Raw genomic sequence first — 13311 nt, forward strand, 5'->3', positions numbered from 1 at the left:
GGGCCGGTCGTCGTATGAGTCCGCAGATCGTCCTCGGCGCGATCGCACTGGTCGTCGTCGCCTGGCTCGCCGCCTGTGCGGAGGCGGGCCTCGCGCGCGTCTCCAGCTTCCGCGCCGAGGAGGCCGTACGCACCGGGCGCCGTGGCAGCGCCAAGCTGGCGCAGGTCGCCGCCGACCCCACCCGCTATCTGAACGTGGCCCTGCTGGTCCGCGTCGCCTGCGAGATGGCGGCCGCGGCTCTGGTGACCTATGCCTGCCTGCAGGAGTTCACGGCCACCTGGCAGGCCCTGCTGGTCGCCATCGGCGTGATGGTCCTGGTGTCGTACGTCGCCGTCGGCGTCTCCCCGCGCACCATCGGCCGCCAGCATCCCCTGAACACGGCGACGGTGGCGGCGTACGCGCTGCTGCCGCTCGCCCGCGTCATGGGCCCGATCCCGTCCCTCCTCATCCTCATCGGCAATGCGCTCACCCCCGGCAAGGGCTTCCGCCGCGGCCCGTTCGCCTCCGAGGCGGAGCTGCGCGCGCTGGTCGACCTCGCCGAGAAGGAGTCGCTGATCGAGGACGAGGAGCGCCGCATGGTGCACTCGGTCTTCGAACTCGGGGACACCCTGGTGCGCGAGGTGATGGTCCCGCGCACCGACCTGGTCGTCATCGAGCGGTACAAGACCATCCGGCAGGCCCTCACCCTCGCCCTGCGCTCCGGGTTCTCCCGGATCCCGGTCACCGGCGAGAGCGAGGACGACATCGTCGGGATCGTGTATCTGAAGGACCTGGTCCGCAAGACGCACATCAGCCGCGACGCCGAGAACGACCTGGTGTCCACGGCCATGCGCCCGGCCGTCTTCGTCCCCGACACCAAGAACGCCGGTGACCTGCTGCGCGAGATGCAGAAGGAGCGCAACCACGTCGCCGTCGTCATCGACGAGTACGGCGGCACCGCGGGCATCGTCACCATCGAGGACATCCTCGAGGAGATCGTCGGCGAGATCACCGACGAGTACGACCGTGAACTCCCGCCCGTGGAGGACCTCGGCGACGACCGCTACCGGGTCACGGCCCGCCTCGACATCACCGACCTCGGCGAGCTGTACGGCCTGGAGGAGTACGACGACGAGGACGTGGAGACCGTCGGCGGACTGCTCGCCAAGGCGCTCGGCCGCGTGCCCATCGCGGGCGCGTCCGCCGAGGTGGAACTGCCCGACGAGCGCCGGCTGAAGCTGACGGCGGAGGCCGCCTCAGGACGCCGGAACAAGATCGTGACGGTCTTGGTCGAACCCGCACCCGAGGAGAGGCCCGAGTGACGCCCCAGGAGCTGCGCGCCTTCTGCCTGTCCTTCAACGCGGCCGTGGAGGACTTCCCGTTCAACCCGGACACCTCCGTCTTCAAGGTCCTCGGGAAGATGTTCGCCCTGACGCACCTGGACGGGCGGCCCCTGACGGTCAACCTCAAGTGCGACCCGGAGGACGCGATCCGGCTGCGCGGCCAGCACGACGGGCTGATCGTCCCCGGCTGGCACATGAACAAGCGCCACTGGAACACCGTGACGGTCGACGGCGGACTCCCGGACCGCCTGGTCAAGGAGCTGATCGAGGACTCGTACGACCTCGTCGTCGCGGGTCTGCCGAGGGCGGAGCGGCTGCGGCTGGACCGCCCGTAAACCCGTTGCCGGCCCCCGCTGACCGCGTGTCAGAATCCGCCGTATGGCTGTGCGATATCCGCGCCCTCTGCGCCCAGGTGACCGTGTCGGTGTGACCTCCCCGTCCAGCGGGGTGGCCGAGAAGATGTGCGGGCGCCTCGACGTCGCGATACGCGACCTGGAGGCACGCGGGTACGAGGTGGTCGTCGGCCGGTGCATGGACGGCTCGGGACACATCAGCGCCCCCGCCGCCGAACGCGCCGCCGAGCTGACCGGGATGCTGACCGATCCGCAGATCCGGGCGGTGGTGCCGCCGTGGGGCGGGGAGACCGCGATCGACCTGCTGCCGCTGCTCGACTTCGAGCGGATCGGGCGGGCGCAGCCGACCTGGGTGGTCGGCTGGTCCGACATCAGCACGATCACGACCCCGCTGACCCTGCTGACGGGCGTTGCGACCGTGCACGGCAACAACCTCATGGACACCCCGTACCGGACCCCCGAGGGGCTGCTGTCCTGGCTCGACATCGTCGAGGCGCCCCGGGACGAGCCGTTCACGCAGACCCCGCCGGGCCGTCACCGGGCCGCCGGCTGGGACGACTACGCCCTGTATCCCGAGGTCCGTGACCTCGTTCTCGACTCCACCGGCCGGTGGATCCGCCTCGACGGCTCCGGCGACGTGGACGTGGAGGGCCGGCTGGTCGGCGGCTGCGTCGAGACCCTCGTCAACCTTGCGGGCACCCGGTTCCTGGACACCTCCGCTCTCGCCGCCGACGGCGGGACGCTCGTCTATGTCGAGGTGGCCGACAGCGACGCCTACACCGCCTGCCGCAGCCTGCACGGCATGCGCCTGGCCGGCTTCTTCGAGGGGGCGAACGCCGTGCTCGTCGGCCGGACCAAGGGACCGGACGGCCCCACCCTCACCCAGCACGAGGCCGTCCTCGACGCCCTCGGCCCGCTCGGTGTGCCGATCATCGCGGATGTCGAGTGCGGGCACGTACCGCCCTACCTGTCCCTGGTGAACGGCGCGCGCGGCCGTGTGGTGCACACGGCCGCGCGGAGCGAGATCGTTCAGACCCTGGACTGACCCCGGCGCAGACCCAGCCCGACCAGGACGGCGGCGGCCAGGACGATCGCCGCGTCCAGGGCGAGGACCGTGTGGACGCCGGACAGCAGGTCCTGGGAGGTGGTGGCCAGGACGCCCAGCAGCGGGATGCCGACCGTGATGCCCACCTGCTGGGTGGAGGTGACCAGGCCGGTGGCCAGGCCCTGTTCCTCGTCGGGGACGCCGGAGGTGACGGTGAGGCCGTACGAGATGATCGCGCCCAGGTGGCACATGCTCGCCAGGGACACGGCGGCCGTGGCGAGCCAGACCGACCAGGTGTGGGCGTTCAGGAGCAGCAGCGTCGCCACCAGTGCGCCCTGGCCGGTCAGGGAGGCGACCAGGGTGCGGCGGGCGCCGAAGCGGCCGATGACCTTCGGGGCGAGCGTGCCGGCGGCGGCCGACAGCACGCCCTGGACGCCGAAGACCAGGCCCGTCTCGAAGGCCGACAGGTGGAGGATCTCCTGGAGGTACAGGGTCAGCACGAAGATCACCGTCGACATCATCGAGAAGGTGACCAGGCCGCCCAGGTTGCCCCACGCCACCGTGCGGCGGCGCAGCATCGAGAGGGAGACCAGGGGGGCCTGCGAACGGGACTCGACCACCGTGAACGCGGTCAGCAGCAGGAGACCGGCGATCAGTCCCGTGATGACGTCGGTGCGGGCGAAGCCGTGGTCGGCGGCCGTGGACAGGGCGTAGATCAGGGACAGCAGGCCCGTGGTGACGGTGACCGCGCCGGGCACGTCCAGGCGCGGGCGGTCCGGGACGGGGGCACCTCCCCTGCCCTTGAGGCCATGGGGGAGGGACTTGGGCAGCAGGCCCGGGGCCAGCGGCAGCACGATCAGCGCGAACACGGTCAGCAGGGCCATGGTGGAGCGCCAGCCGAGCGCGTCGGTCAGGACACCGCCCGCGATCATGCCGACCGTGAAGCCCAGCGACAGCAGCGTGCCGGAGATGCCCAGGGCGCGGTCCCGGGCCGGGCCCTCCGGGAAGGTGGTGGTGAGCAGGGACATGCCGGTCGGCACGATCGCCGCCGCGGCGAGGCCCTGAAGGGCGCGCCCGGCGAGGAAGGACTCCGGGTCCCAGGCCAGGGTCGCCAGCAGCGAGGCGGCGCCGAACAGGGCCAGGCCGGTCAGGAACAGCTTCCGGCGGCCGTACAGGTCGCCCATCCGCCCGAAGAGCAGCAGGAAGCCGCCGGACGGGAGCGCGAACGCGGTGACCGCCCACTGCAGGCCGGAGCGGCTCAAACCGAGGTCCGCGCCCAGCTCGGGCAGGGCCACGTTGAGGACGGAGAAGTCCAGGGCGACCATGAACTGGGCCGCGCACAGGACGAAGAGGACGAGCTTGTCACGCGTCGACAGCCGGGGGTTGCCGAGCGGTGGGACGGGGGACGCGGTGGGTTCGGTGGTGGTGTCGATCGCCATGTCCCGAGCTTCGGGCCGCCGGAACATCCGTGGGGAGTCAGAACTTATGGTGGTGGTGGCACCACCAGACACGGTGACGAGGGGGATCGGTACGTGGCTGCTGCGGATGCGCCGAAGAGCCGTCGGCTGGGCGAACTGCGGGAGTTCCTGATGAGCCGGCGCGCCCGGGTCAGTCCTCAGGAGGCGGGCCTGCCGGTCGGCGGGGTCCGTCGCCGTACGCCCGGACTGCGCCGGGAGGAGGTGGCCGTGCTCGCCGGGGTGGGCGCGTCCTGGTACCAGTGGCTGGAGCAGGGGCGGGACATCTCCGTCTCGCCGCAGGTGCTGGACTCCGTGGCGCGGGTGCTCAGGCTCAGCAACGCCGAGCGCCGTCACCTGTACGCGCTCGCCGGGCTCAACCCGCCCGCACCCGAAGTGGCGCCCGAGAAGCGGGACATGTGCGACGGGCTGCGACGGGTGATCGACACCTGGATGCCGTATCCGGCGCACATCATGGACCTGTACTACAACTGCGTGATGTACAACGATGCGGCCGCGGTCGTGCTCGGCATGCGGTCCGACATCACGCAGAACTGTCTCGTCGACTTCTTCACCGACCCGATGTACCGGGCGCGGAGCCGGACCTGGGAGCAGAACGCGCGCACGGTCGTGGCACAGTTCCGGGCCGCGTGTGCCGCGCGGCCGGACGACGACGGGTACCAGGCGGTGCTCGCCGAGGTGAGCGACGCGAGCGCCGAGTTCGTGGGGATGTGGGCCGAGCGGGACATCGAGGACCAGGGGCAGATCCGCAAGGAGCTGGACCATCCGGTGGTCGGGCTGCTGGTCGTGGAGTCGACGGTGATGAAGGTGCCGGCCCGGCCCGACCTGTCCATCGTGCTGCACACTCCGCTGGACGAGGCGAACACCGCGGCGAAGCTGGAGTGGCTCGCCTCTCCGGAGGGGCGGCGCGGGGCGATGTACCCCGTGGCGGGGTGAGCGATCCGCTGATCCGTATGCTCGGGGCATGACCGACAGCAACGCGCTTGACCCCGAGGACCGCAAGATCGTCACCCTGGCCCGTTCCGCGCGGGCCCGCAACGGTGTGCCCGAGGGTGCGGCCGTACGGGACGAGACCGGGCGTACGTATGTCGCCGGGTCGGTGGAGCTGGCTTCGCTGAAGCTCAGTGCGCTGCGGACCGCGGTCGCCATGGCCGTGGCGTCCGGTGCGCGGTCGCTGGAGGCGGCCGCGGTGGTGAGCGAGGCGGAGGGCGTCGCCCCCGAGGACCGGGCGGCCGTGGCCGATCTGGGCGGCGCCGGGACGCCGGTGCTGCTCGCCGGCCCGGACGGTGCCGTCAGGCTGACGGTCCCGGCGGGCACCGGAGAGTAGTCCGGATTTCATCCTTGCCGTCGCCTGCCTCTCGCGCATCAATGGAGCCGTAAGTCCCGACGATCCGTCAGATCCGCACCGCCGACGCAGCGTGCCCGCACCCACCTGTTCCGGCCTGCCGTTCGTCGGCGCACCTTCCGACCATCCCCACATGGCATCCCCCACAGGGAAGGGAAGCGGATCCCCATGAGAGGCAAGCGCACAGCAACAGGTGCGGCACTGGCCGCCGGCGCCCTCGCGGTCGCCGGGCTGGCCTTCGCGCCCACCGCGGCCGCCGTCACTCCCCAGACGGCGACCATCAACGCGAGCTGCGGCATCTTCGGCGGCGGCGCCGCCACGCTCACCGCCACCCAGAGCGGCACCTCGGCCACCATCACCCTCACCTCCAGCGCGGTCAAGGCGCCGGTCGCGGTGGCGGCGGACTCCATCAGCTCGAAGCTCACCCTGGTCAAGGCGAGCGGCGGCACCAGCGTCTTTACCGGGACGAAGAACCCGGCCATGGCCGCCGGCGACCCGGTCACCGCCGGCCCGCTCAGCGGCACCGTGGCCGCCGGCGACAGCCTGGAGGCGTACGGCGGCTCGCTGCAGATGACGATCTTCGGAGTCAACGTCACCTGTACGGCCACCGGCAAGCAGTCGCCCGGTCCGTTCGTGTTCGACTGAGTGAGCCGGTGAACCGAGCGATCTGTTCCGGATAGTGCCGGAACTCCCGTGGATGCCGCAGAAACTGATGATCCGTCAGATTTCTGCGGCATCTCCATTGACTTCTCACGCGGGCTCCACATCAATGCCCCCTGTCGGCGCAGATGAGCCGCTGCGCCCGCGACCCTCAGGAGGGGGCCCATGGGTTCGACACCCCGAAGATCCCGACGGTGGCGCTGGGCGTCACTGTTCGGGGCGACCGCGCTCGCGGTCACCGCGGGCGGCGCGCTGGCCGGTCCGGCCGGTGCCGCCGGTAAGAACGTGGACTTCGCCACGCACTGCATCCCGCCCGCCGTCTCGGGTCTTCCGCCGATCGACGGCACCACCACCGCGAACGTGTCGGTGGACAACACCAGCCCGAAGGTCGGCGACACGGTCACCGTGACCTACACCGTGGTCACGGCCGCCGCCAGCAACCCCACCGACCTGGCCCTGCCGGCCGACATCATGACCCCGACCGGCAAGGTCGCCCTCGGCGGTGCCCAGACCGGTGCCGTCACCGTCGCCGGACCGAAGAAGAACCCGCCGGTGCCGGGGAAGGCCGCCTTCCCGTCCTTCTCCATGACCGGTACGTTCACCGTCACCAAGGCCGGCCAGATCACCCTCTCGCCGGGCGACTACAACATCCACACCAGCTACATCCTGGAGCTGGACACCCCCTGCACGGTCACCAACCCGCCCGCGCCGACCTCCGAGACGCTCACGGCGACGGACGGAACGCCCGCCAACACCCGTGCCATCTCGCTGGGTTCGGCCTCCGGTGATCCGGGCGCCGGTGTCACGGTGAGCGGCAGCAACTTCACGCCGGGCGCCACCGTCACCCTGGCCGGGCGGGCCGGGGCCACCCAGACCGCGGACACCGCCACCGTGACCGCGGGCGCCCAGGGTTCCTTCAGCGGTTCGCTGGTCGTCAACGACAAGACGACGACCGGGATCGTGGCCTACGAGGGCGGCTCCTGGAGCGCGGACAAGGGCGCGGGCCCCGCGGCCTACGTCGTCAACGACAACACGCCCGTCCCGGCCGGCAGCCAGAAGCTGACCACCACGGTCAAGGCGGGCACGCTGTCCATGTCCCAGGCCGGGGACGCCGTCGCGCTGTCGGCGGTCGACTTCGGCAAGGGCGGGGCCTCGACCGGATCCCTGCAGTCGGTGACCGTCAAGGACTTCCGCGGCGGTCCCGCGGGCTGGTCCCTGACCGGCAAGGTCACCGACTTCACCGGCCCCGGCGCCAAGATCGACGCGAGCAAGCTGAGCTGGACTCCCGCCTGCGCGACCAAGGCGGGCAGCCCCAGCACCTGCAAGGCCGGTTCGACGGGCACGGTGGGCACCTCGGGAGCGACGCTCGCGTCGGCCCCCGACGCCACGCTCACCGGTGGCGAGTTCACCGTCGACGCCGGACTCTCCCTGGACGTACCGGCGTTCACGCCTCCGGGCGCGTACTCCGGCGTCCTGACCCTCACCCTCACCTGACCCGCACCCACTCTCCGGTGGCCGGGCGCCCCCACCGCACCATGGGGCCGCACCCGCCCGACCGCCCGACCCGAGCCCATGGGGGGTCCGCACCCATGCGCAAGCCGTACGTCCTCCTCCTGAGCCTGATCTGTCTCGCCCTCGGGGTGTCGACCGCACCGGCCCGCGCCGCCGACAACGGCAGCTGGTCCGTCTACCCGGTCGCCTCGAAGGTGGCCGCGCGCCCCTACTTCTACCTGTCGGCCGACCCCGGCCAGACCGTCACGGACAAGGTCGCCGTCGCCAACAAGACCGGCACTCCGCTCACCTTCCGGCTGTACGCGGCCGACGCCTACAACACCGCGCGCGACGGCGGGTTCGCCGTACGCACCCTGAAGGAACGCATGCGCGGAGTCGGCGCCTGGGCGAAACCGGCCAGGTCACGCGTCACCGTGCCCGGCCACAGGACCGTCACCGTGGCCTTCACCCTGCACGTGCCCCAGGGCGCCGAACCGGGCGACCACCCGGGCGCGATCGTCGCCCTCGACGAGCGGGTGGACCCCGGCAGCGGCAAGCTGGCGCTCGGCGTGCAGCGGGCCGTCGGCGCCCGCGTCTACCTCCGGGTCAGCGGGCCCACCCTGCCCGCGATCTCCGTCGAGCACGTGCAGATCAGCCACCACCAACCGCTCGTCCCGGGCCTCGGCGACAGCACGGCGACCATCAGCTACACCCTGCGCAACACCGGGAACGTCACCCTCGACCCCAAGGTGGAGCTGAAGGCACGCGGGCTGTTCGGCCGCACCCTGCTCGACCGCGACCTGACCGGGATCCCGTCCGAGCTGCTGCCGAGACAGCGCGTGCGGCTCACCGAGACCTGGCACGGCGCTCCCCAGCTCGACTGGGGCGACATCACGCTGACCGCGAGCGCGCAGGACACCCGCGAGTCGGCGAGCGCCTCCTTCCTCGCGCTGCCCTGGCTGCTCGCCTCACTGGTGTTCGTGGCCGGAGCGGTGACAGGAGTGCTGCTGGTCAGAGGGCGTCGGGGCCGCGCTCGCCGGTCCGCACCCGGACGACGGTCTCCACGGGCAGCGCCCACACCTTCCCGTCCCCGATCTTCCCCGTCTGCGCGGCCCTGACGATCGCGTCGATGACGTCGTCCGCGACCGCGTCCTCGACCACGACCTCGATCCGCGCCTTCGGCACCAGGTCCACCCGGTACTCGGCCCCCCGGTACACCTCGGTGTGGCCGCGCTGACGGCCGTACCCGCTCGCTTCGGTCACGGTCAGACCGTGCACGCCCAGCTCCTGCAGGGCGGTCTTGACCGCGTCCAGACGGTACGGCTTGACGATCGCGGTGATGAGCTTCATGCCTGGCTCTCGACCTTCTGGATGGGTGCCTTCTGGGCGGCGACGGAGTGGGAGACCGGGGCGCCATGGCCCAGGACCCCGTGATCGTAAGCCGTCTCGGCGTGCACCGTAAGGTCCAGACCGGTGTGCTCCTGCTCCTCGCTCGCCCGGAAGCCCAGCGCCCGGTCGATCAGCTTGCCGAGGCCGTACGTCACCGCGAACGCGTACACCGCGACGACCACGACGGCCAGCAGTTGTTTGCCGAGCGGGACCAGCCCGCCGCCGTAGAACAGGCCCTCGACGCCGCCGGTCATCGCCTTCTCGGCGAACAGACCGATGAGCAGGGTGCCGACGATGCCGCCGACCAGGTGGACGCCGACGACGTCCAGCGAGTCGTCGTAGTTCAGCCGGAACTTCCAGCTCACCGCGTAGGAGCAGACGACACCGGCGGCCAGGCCCACGACCAGCGCGCCGAGCAGGGAGACCGTGCCGCAGGAGGGCGTGATCGCGACCAGACCGGCCACCGCGCCGGAGGCGGCGCCCAGGGTGGTCGGGTGGCCGTCGCGCCGCTGCTCGACGAAGAGCCAGCCGAGCAGACCGGTGCAGCCGGCGGCGAGGGTGTTGAGGAAGGCGGCCGCGGCCAGCCCGTTCGCGCCGAGCGCGGAGCCCGCGTTGAAGCCGAACCAGCCGAACCAGAGCAGACCGGCGCCGAGGACCACCATGGGCAGGTTGTGCGGGCGCATGGCGTCCCTCTTGAAGCCCAGCCGCGGGCCGAGGACCAGGCACAGGGCGAGGCCGGAGGCACCGGAGGTGATCTCGACGGGCAGACCGCCCGCGAAGTCGAGCGCGCCGAGCCGGTCGAGGATCCAGCCGCCCGGACCCCACACCCAGTGGGTGACCGGAACGTATACGAGGAGGGTCCAGACCGGGACGAAGACCAGCCAGGCCGAGAACTTCGTACGGTCGGCCACCGCGCCGCTGACCAGGGCGGCGGTGATGATCGCGAAGGTGAGCTGGAAGGTGGCGAAGAGGAGGGTGGGGACCGAGCCGTGCACGCTGTCCGGGCCGAGCCCGCTCATGCCGGCGTGGTCGAGCCCGCCGATCAGCCCGCCGCCGACGTCGTCACCGAAGGCCAGCGAGTAACCGGCCGCCAGCCACACCACCGTCACCAGGGCGATCGACACGAAGCTCATCATCAGCATGTTGAGGACGCTCTTCGTGCGGACCATGCCGCCGTAGAACAGGGCCAGGCCCGGCGTCATCAGCAGGACGAGAGCGGTGGCGGCGAGCAGCCAGGCGGTGTCGCCGGTGTCGACGTGCGCTGCGGCGAGGGTCACGGGCGTCTCCAACGGTGTGGGGGCTCGTCAGAGGGTCACCGGTGTGCGTTTCCGGTTGTGTACGGGGTTGTTTCCGTGGCGTTTCGTTGCGTGGGGGTTTCCGAAAGCTCACGCGGAGAGCCGGTGGTCCCCACTGGTACGGCACGGTCTCGTGGATCAGGGACAATGGTCGCCATGAGCGTCCGTACCCAGTCATCCGAGCAGCCGGCCGAGACCGCCCACCGCGCCGGCTTCGCCTGCTTCGTGGGCCGCCCCAACGCGGGCAAGTCCACCCTCACGAACGCTCTGGTCGGGCAGAAGGTGGCGATCACCGCGAACCAGCCGCAGACGACGCGGCACACGGTGCGCGGCATCGTGCACCGGCCCGACGCCCAGCTGATCCTGGTGGACACCCCCGGGCTCCACAAGCCGCGCACCCTGCTCGGCGAGCGGCTCAACGACGTCGTACGGACGACGTGGGCCGAGGTCGACGTGATCGGCTTCTGCCTGCCCGCGAACGAGAAGATCGGCCCCGGCGACCGCTTCATCGCCAAGGAGCTGGCCGGGATCCGGAAGACCCCGAAGGTCGCCGTCGTCACCAAGACCGACCTGGTGGACTCCAAGACCCTCGCCGAGCAGCTGATCGCCATCGACCAGCTGGGCAAGGAGCTGGGCTTCGAGTGGGCCGAGATCGTCCCGGTGTCGGCGGTCGGCGACAAGCAGGTGGGCCTGCTGGCCGACCTGCTCGTCCCGCTGCTGCCGGAGGGCCCGGCCCTCTACCCCGAGGGTGACCTCACCGACGAACCCGAGCAGGTCATGATCGCGGAACTCATCCGCGAGGCGGCCCTGGAGGGCGTCCGCGACGAGCTGCCGCACTCCATCGCCGTCGTCGTGGAGGAGATGCTCCCGCGCGAGGACCGCCCCGCGGACCGGCCGCTCCTCGACATCCACGCCAACCTCTACATCGAGCGCCCGAGCCAGAAGGGCATCATCATCGGCCCCAAGGGCAAGCGCCTGAAGGAGGTCGGCATCAAGTCCCGCAAGCACATCGAGGCGCTGCTGGGCACGCCGGTCTTCCTCGACCTCCACGTCAAGGTGGCGAAGGACTGGCAGCGCGACCCCAAGCAGCTCCGCAAGCTGGGGTTCTAGCCGACAGCCCCCTGCGGGGACATGTCCTGCAGTCCCACCACCCGCAGCAACTGCAGCCTCTCGTACGACTCCGTGCCCGGGCGGGCCGTGTGGATGACGAGGAGCTGGTGGTGGTCGGGGTGGAGGAGGACCTCGCAGTCCAGTTCCAGCAGGCCGACCACCGGGTGCCGGAAGCGTTTGGTGGCGGACCGGCGCACGGCCACCTCGTGTTCCTCCCACAGGTGGGCGAACTCCTCGCTGTCGGCGCGTAGTTCGGCCACCAGGGCCGCCGGTTCCGGGTCGTCGGGGCGGGCGGCCGTCACCGCGCGGAGGTTCGCCACCTGGGCGCGGGCGTGCTCGGGTCCGTCCTCCGGCGGGAACAGGGCGCGGGCGGCCGGGTCCAGGAAGAAGCGGCGGATCAGGTTGCGCTCGTGCGGCGGACGGGCCGAGGCGTCACCGGACAGGGCCTTCGCCATCGCGTTCTGGGCCAGTACTTCGCCGCAGTCCGTCATCACCTGGGCCGGTGTGTCGTGCAGTCGGTCGAGCACCAGGAGCAGGCCCGGGCGCACATGCGCGGAGGTCGCCTCCCGGCGTGGGGGTTCCTCGCCGGCCAAGTGGAAGAGGTGGTCCCGCTCGTCGTCCGTCAGGCGCAGGGCCCGGGCGAGGGCCGTGAGCATCTGGCGGGACGGGCGCGGGCCCCGGGACTGTTCCAGGCGCGTGTAGTAGTCCACCGACATGCCCGCCAGCGACGCCATCTCCTCGCGCCGCAGGCCCGGTGTACGGCGGCGGATCCCGGGCGTGAGGCCCACGTCGGTGGGATCCAGGCGGGCACGGCCGCGGCGCAGGAAGTCGGCGAGTTCGGTCCGGTTCACCCCTCCAGCGTGCGGCAGCGAGCCCGGCTTATCCAGGGACTGCGAATCCCCTGATCGGCAGGTCTCTCCCGGTCCGGCCCGCCTCGGCCGAGGCTGGAGGCGACCCACCGAGAGGAGCACATCATGTCGACGACACTCGTCACCGGCGTCACCGGCCAGGTCGGAACCGGGTTCCTGCCGCGGCTGCTGGCGCAGCGGCGCCCGGGGGAGGAGGTCCGTGTCCTGGTGCGGGACCCCGCCCGCGCCGACCTGCTCTCGGACCTCGGCGCCGAACCCGTCCTCGGCGACCTCCGCGACACCGACGCCCTCGGCAAGGCCCTCGCCGGAGCCGACGCCGTCGTGAACATCGCCGCCGCCTTCCGGGGCGTACCGGACGAGGAGGCCCGGGCCGTCAACCGGGACGCCGCCCTCGAACTCGGCCGTGCCGCCGTCGCCTCCGGTACACGGCGGTTCGTGCAGGTCAGCACCATTCTCATCTACGGCACCGGGCGCGGGCGCCCGCTCACCGAGGACGACCCCTGCGTGCCCGGGGGCCAGATGTGGACCGCGTACCCGCAGGCCAAGGCCGAGGCCGAACGCGGACTGGCGGCGCTGGACGGGCTCGACCTGCGCATCGGCCGCCTCGCCTACGTCTACGGCGAGGGCGACCCGCACCTGGCCGGCGCCACCCGCTGGACCGCCCACTGGCCCCCCACCAAGCGCTTCTTCCAGCTTGTGCACATCGCCGACGTCGCCCAGGGCCTGCTGCGCCTGCTGCACGCCCCGGGCATCGCCGGCCGCGCCTACAACATCGCCGACGACGCCCCCGTCAGCGCCCTCGAACTCCACCAGCTCCTCGGCGCCGAACTCCCGGACGGCGACACCGATCCCGACCCCTGGTACGGACTCGTCTCCACCGACCGGATCAGGCGCGAGCTGGGCTACCGGCCGCTGTACCCGACCCTGTGGGCCGCCCGGGACGCCGGAGCCCTGTAG

General features: G+C 71.6%; 14 protein-coding genes. 10 read left to right on the plus strand and 4 right to left on the minus strand.

What is annotated here, in order from left to right:
* Positions 1-14 precede the first annotated feature (14 nt).
* Genes ABZ471_RS25705 through ABZ471_RS25715 form a run of 3 tightly spaced genes read left to right on the plus strand, consistent with a single transcriptional unit; the run spans position 15 to position 2720 of the window.
* Complete coding sequence (locus ABZ471_RS25705; protein ID WP_359069303.1) at positions 15-1301, plus strand: hemolysin family protein; 1287 nt, start codon at positions 15-17, stop codon at positions 1299-1301.
* On the plus strand, positions 1298-1657 hold the full coding sequence (locus tag ABZ471_RS25710) for an MmcQ/YjbR family DNA-binding protein (protein WP_359069305.1): 360 nt from the start codon (positions 1298-1300) through the stop codon (positions 1655-1657). Before ABZ471_RS25705 ends, ABZ471_RS25710 begins: the two co-directional genes overlap by 4 nt.
* A 43-nt stretch (positions 1658-1700) precedes the next feature.
* Positions 1701-2720 carry a S66 peptidase family protein gene (locus ABZ471_RS25715; RefSeq protein WP_359069306.1) on the plus strand — a complete coding sequence of 340 codons (1020 nt, stop codon included), beginning with the start codon at positions 1701-1703 and terminating at the stop codon, positions 2718-2720.
* Here ABZ471_RS25715 and ABZ471_RS25720 read toward each other — a convergent pair.
* Positions 2705-4159, minus strand: coding sequence for an MFS transporter (locus tag ABZ471_RS25720; protein ID WP_359069308.1), 1455 nt, complete (start codon positions 4157-4159; stop codon positions 2705-2707). The two genes, ABZ471_RS25715 and ABZ471_RS25720, sit on opposite strands and share 16 nt — an antisense overlap.
* Positions 4160-4309: 150 nt before the next feature.
* On the opposite strand from ABZ471_RS25720, the gene ABZ471_RS25725 reads away from it, so the two are divergent.
* The 5 genes from ABZ471_RS25725 to ABZ471_RS25745 all read left to right on the plus strand — a co-directional run bounded on the left by ABZ471_RS25725 (position 4310) and on the right by ABZ471_RS25745 (position 8809).
* Complete coding sequence (locus ABZ471_RS25725; RefSeq protein ID WP_359069353.1) at positions 4310-5131, plus strand: helix-turn-helix transcriptional regulator; 822 nt, start codon at positions 4310-4312, stop codon at positions 5129-5131.
* Between the two features lie 28 nt (positions 5132-5159).
* Complete coding sequence (locus ABZ471_RS25730) at positions 5160-5522, plus strand: cytidine deaminase (RefSeq protein ID WP_359069309.1); 363 nt, start codon at positions 5160-5162, stop codon at positions 5520-5522.
* Positions 5523-5708: 186 nt separating this feature from the next.
* Positions 5709-6185 (plus strand): hypothetical protein, encoded by a 477-nt coding sequence (locus ABZ471_RS25735; protein ID WP_359069311.1) that lies wholly within the window; start codon positions 5709-5711, stop codon positions 6183-6185.
* 180 nt (positions 6186-6365) lie between these two features.
* On the plus strand, positions 6366-7694 hold the full coding sequence (locus ABZ471_RS25740) for a beta-xylosidase (protein ID WP_359069313.1): 1329 nt from the start codon (positions 6366-6368) through the stop codon (positions 7692-7694).
* A 95-nt stretch (positions 7695-7789) separates the two neighbouring features.
* A complete protein-coding gene (locus ABZ471_RS25745) occupies positions 7790-8809 on the plus strand; it encodes a DUF916 domain-containing protein (protein ID WP_359069314.1) in 1020 nt (339 codons plus the stop codon).
* On the opposite strand, the gene ABZ471_RS25750 is transcribed toward ABZ471_RS25745, so the two are convergent.
* On the minus strand, positions 8703-9041 hold the full coding sequence (locus ABZ471_RS25750) for a P-II family nitrogen regulator (RefSeq protein ID WP_359069316.1): 339 nt from the start codon (positions 9039-9041) through the stop codon (positions 8703-8705). The genes ABZ471_RS25745 and ABZ471_RS25750 overlap by 107 nt on opposite strands.
* Complete coding sequence (locus ABZ471_RS25755; protein WP_359069317.1) at positions 9038-10357, minus strand: ammonium transporter; 1320 nt, start codon at positions 10355-10357, stop codon at positions 9038-9040. Before ABZ471_RS25755 ends, ABZ471_RS25750 begins: the two co-directional genes overlap by 4 nt.
* 174 nt (positions 10358-10531) lie before the next feature.
* Between ABZ471_RS25755 and era the strand changes: the two genes are divergently transcribed.
* Positions 10532-11485, plus strand: coding sequence for a GTPase Era (gene era / locus ABZ471_RS25760; protein WP_359069319.1), 954 nt, complete (start codon positions 10532-10534; stop codon positions 11483-11485).
* Here the strand turns inward: era and ABZ471_RS25765 are convergent.
* The gene (locus tag ABZ471_RS25765; RefSeq protein ID WP_359069321.1) at positions 11482-12336 is read right to left on the minus strand and encodes a helix-turn-helix transcriptional regulator; all 855 of its coding nucleotides are present in this window, start codon (positions 12334-12336) and stop codon (positions 11482-11484) included. The two genes, era and ABZ471_RS25765, sit on opposite strands and share 4 nt — an antisense overlap.
* A 123-nt stretch (positions 12337-12459) precedes the next feature.
* Between ABZ471_RS25765 and ABZ471_RS25770 the strand changes: the two genes are divergently transcribed.
* Entirely contained in the window at positions 12460-13311 is an 852-nt protein-coding gene (locus ABZ471_RS25770; RefSeq protein ID WP_359069323.1) for an NAD-dependent epimerase/dehydratase family protein, read from the plus strand.

It is taken from the genome of Streptomyces sp. NPDC005728, assembly GCF_040630895.1.
Classification (GTDB): domain Bacteria; phylum Actinomycetota; class Actinomycetes; order Streptomycetales; family Streptomycetaceae; genus Streptomyces.